Annotated in this window: 4 protein-coding genes; 3 read left to right on the top strand and 1 reads right to left on the bottom strand. The window is 64.7% G+C overall.

Translation table 11 applies throughout. The features are described from left to right. From H5395_RS17965 to H5395_RS17955, 3 genes are all read left to right on the top strand, one after another. A partial coding sequence (locus tag H5395_RS17965; RefSeq protein WP_220495121.1) for a calcium-binding protein occupies nucleotides 1–1,650 on the top strand: 1,650 nt, incomplete at its 5' end. A 292-nt stretch (nucleotides 1,651–1,942) separates the two neighbouring features. Then, nucleotides 1,943–2,164 carry a type II toxin-antitoxin system Phd/YefM family antitoxin gene (locus H5395_RS17960; RefSeq protein ID WP_182793803.1) on the top strand — a complete coding sequence of 74 codons (222 nt, stop codon included), beginning with the start codon at nucleotides 1,943–1,945 and terminating at the stop codon, nucleotides 2,162–2,164. Further along, nucleotides 2,161–2,589 carry a type II toxin-antitoxin system VapC family toxin gene (locus H5395_RS17955; protein ID WP_182793802.1) on the top strand — a complete coding sequence of 143 codons (429 nt, stop codon included), beginning with the start codon at nucleotides 2,161–2,163 and terminating at the stop codon, nucleotides 2,587–2,589. Before H5395_RS17960 ends, H5395_RS17955 begins: the two co-directional genes overlap by 4 nt. 328 nt (nucleotides 2,590–2,917) lie before the next feature. Here the strand turns inward: H5395_RS17955 and H5395_RS17950 are convergent, their stop codons facing one another. Next, nucleotides 2,918–3,274: a GFA family protein gene (locus tag H5395_RS17950; protein WP_182793801.1), complete on the bottom strand. Its 357-nt coding sequence runs from the start codon at nucleotides 3,272–3,274 to the stop codon at nucleotides 2,918–2,920. Between the last annotated feature and the right edge of the window lie 133 nt (nucleotides 3,275–3,407).

Genomic DNA, 3,407 nt, shown 5'->3' with positions numbered 1-3,407 from the left:
GGCGCCAACGGACCCCGGGTGGACTTCGACCGCACCAACCTCGTTCCGTTCTCGCTCGACATCGGCAGCACCGAGCGGCTGGACGTGAACGGCGGCGGCGGTGCCGACACCATCACCGGAAGCGCGGGACTGGCCGGGCTCATCCGCCTGCGGCTGGACGGCGGCGCCGACAACGACCGCATCACCGGCGGTGACGGCGCCGACGTGCTCCTCGGCGGCGACGGCAACGACGTGCTCACCGGGTTCAGGGGCGCCGACAGCGTTTTTGGCGGCTACGGCAGCGACCGGATGATCTGGAACAACGGCGACGGCTCGGACGTCATGGAAGGTGGCGCGGGCTATGACATCGTGCAGGTAAACGGCGCCGTCGTGGGCGATGCCTTCACCATCGCCGCCAATGGCGCGCGGGTGGACTTCGACCGCACCAACCTCGTTCCGTTCTCGCTCGACATCGGCAGCACCGAGCGGCTGGACGTGAACGGCGGCGGCGGTGCCGACACCATCACCGGCAGCGCGGGACTGGCCGGGCTCATCCGCCTGCGGCTGGACGGCGGCGCGGACAACGACCGCATCACCGGCGGTGACGGCGCCGACGTGCTCCTCGGCGGTGAGGGAAACGACGTGCTCTTGGGCGATCGGGGCGCCGACAGGGTCTATGGCGGCAATGGCAACGACCGGATGATCTGGAACAACGGCGACGGCTCGGACGTCATGGAAGGGGGCGCGGGCTATGACACCGTGCAGGTGAACGGTGCGGCCGTGGGCGATGCCTTCACCATCGGCGCCAACGGACCCCGGGTGGACTTCGACCGCACCAACATAGTTACGTTCTCGCTCGACATCGGCAGCACCGAGCGGCTGGACGTGAACGGCGGCGGCGGTGCCGACACCATCACCGGCAGCGCGGGACTGGCCGGGCTCATCCGCCTGCGGCTGGACGGCGGCGCCGACAACGACCGCATCACCGGCGGTGACGGCGCCGACGTGCTCCTCGGCGGTGAGGGAAACGACGTGCTCTTGGGCGATCGGGGCGCCGACAGGGTCTATGGCGGCAATGGCAACGACCGGATGATCTGGAACAACGGCGACGGCTCGGACGTCATGGAAGGGGGCGCGGGCTATGACATCGTGCAGGTAAACGGCGCCGTCGTGGGCGATGCCTTCACCATCGCCGCCAATGGCGCGCGGGTGGACTTCGACCGCACCAACCTCGTTCCGTTCTCGCTCGACATCGGCAGCACCGAGCGGCTGGACGTGAACGGCGGCGGCGGTGCCGACACCATCACCGGCAGCGCGGGACTGGCCGGGCTCATCCGCCTGCGGCTTGACGGCGGCGCCGACAACGACCGCATCACCGGCGGCGACGGCGCCGACGTGATCGTCGGCGGCGACGGCAACGACGTGCTGACCGGACGCAGCGATGCTGATGTGTTCGTCTTTGATGATGGCACCGATAGGATCACCGACTTCGATGACGGCGTCGACACCATCAGGATCGTGGTGAACGGCATTGACAGCTTTGCTGACCTGACAGGGCTCATGAGCGACGTGGGACCGAACGCAATGATCGACTTCGGAAACGGCGATCGTCTGGGGCTCCAAGGGGTTTCTATCGTTGATCTGGACGCTGGCGACTTCGTGTTTGGATGAACGATTGTGCGCCTGCGCGGGTTTGGTGAAGTCCGTGTTGGAAAGCCTCGGTACTCTCGGACAGGCCCGCCTCATCGAGGCGGGCGGTTCGCGGCGCAAGGCTTGGTCGAACAGCCACTTCCACCCTGACACCTTCGCGACCGCACCCAAGGCATATGCCAAAAGGTTCACTCTCGTTCAGGTTCAACACCCACAAGGGGTTTACCTGCTGCCGTCAGATCTTGGCAAGCACAAGCAGATGGACCAACTCTTGGTTCAAGACTATCTTGTTTTGAGCAAAAGGGGTGCGGTCATGCAGATGAACATCGCGGAAGCCAAGGCCAAGCTGTCGGAACTGATCGCCGCGGCCGAGAAGGGCGAGGAAGTCATCATCGCCCGCGGCGGCCAGCCGGCCGTGCGGCTGGTCTCGGTCCATCGCCCCACTGTCCGCATCGGGATCGGCGATGGACTGGTCAGCAGGGTGCCGGATTTCCTCGCCCCCCTGTCCGAGGATGAGCTGAGGGACTGGGAGTGAGGGCGGTCCTGCTCGACACCCACACGTTCATCTGGAGCCTGTTTCTGTCCTCGGAGCTGAGCGCCACCGCGCGGGGCGTGATCGAGGCGGCGGAGGCAGCCTATGTCGCCCCGATCAGCTTCTACGAGATCACGCAGAAGCATCGCCTTGGGAAATGGCCAGAGCTTGATCCCGTCATCGACCAGCTTCTGCCGCTCTGGCGCGCGCAGGGCACCGAGATCGCGCCCTATACGGCCGAGATCGCGTTTCTGGCAGGGGCAATGCAGTGGAGCCACCGGGATCCGTTCGACCGGATGATCGCGGCGACTGCAGTTGCGCTTGGCTGCCCCCTGATCTCCAAGGATGCGGCCTTCGACGGCCTTAGCGGCGTGCCGGAATGGCAAGGCCGCATCTGGGACGCCGCGTCCCTGCCCTCGCCCGTGTGACCGGGTCAGGTCGCTTTTGGCTTGGAACCTTTCCGGGACCGAGAGGGACCGGCAGGGGAATCCGTGCTGCGCAGGGCGCAGGCGGCACGGGTCCATGCGCGAACAGGTCTTCCCGCCCGCCTCGAAGGTTCCGCCTGTCCGATCGCCCCAGTCCTGCCGCTCGGCATCCGTAAGGCCCTGCCACCAGTCGAGGGCGGGATCGCCTTGGGGCGTTTCCTTGATCGTGGGTGGCGCTGTGACGCTCGTTCTCGGCCACCATCTCCGATGCCTTGCCCGGGTCTTTCTATTGCCATTCGAAGCGAACGGCCATGGTGGAGCGGGGTAGAAGTTATTCTGGAACGAGCAATCCAGACCCACCCAGTTCGGCCGGAAAGTCATTCATCTTGGGCAAGTCGTCATGCAGGTGCAGGACGGTTTCTGTATAGTTCACGTGCGGGGTTGGCTGAAAATCGATCGACGGCAGGATGGCTGCGAACACATCGATCAGCTTGAGGCCGGGGTGGACAGTCATGAGGTGACCGCCACAGACGGTACACCACATCCGGTCACTGGCAGGCGTCTTGCTGTATCCCGCAAGATGCTCCTCGCCTTTTGGTATATGCACCTGTTCTGGATGCCAGAGAGTGAAGGCGTTTACCGGACCCGCAGACCAGTGACGGCAGCTGGCGCAATGGCAGTAACCCATACCGACCGGGGTTCCGGTGGTAATCCTCCCCGAAAGTAAGGGGCTTCATAAGTAGAATTTTCTCGGCAAGATGAACGAGGAGATTTCGAATGAAGACAAGCAGATACACTGAGGCTCAGATCATCGCGATCCT

The sequence above is a fragment of the Paracoccus sp. MC1854 genome (assembly GCF_014164635.1).
Lineage (GTDB): Bacteria > Pseudomonadota > Alphaproteobacteria > Rhodobacterales > Rhodobacteraceae > Paracoccus.
This window is presented reverse-complemented; position numbering and strand designations above follow the sequence as displayed.

Coding starts and splice junctions, on each gene's coding strand:
- H5395_RS17960 (WP_182793803.1), top strand. CDS start 1,943: ATGCAGATGAACATCGCGGAAGCCAAGGCCAAGCTGTCGGAACTGATC.
- H5395_RS17950 (WP_182793801.1), bottom strand. CDS start 3,274: ATGGGTTACTGCCATTGCGCCAGCTGCCGTCACTGGTCTGCGGGTCCG.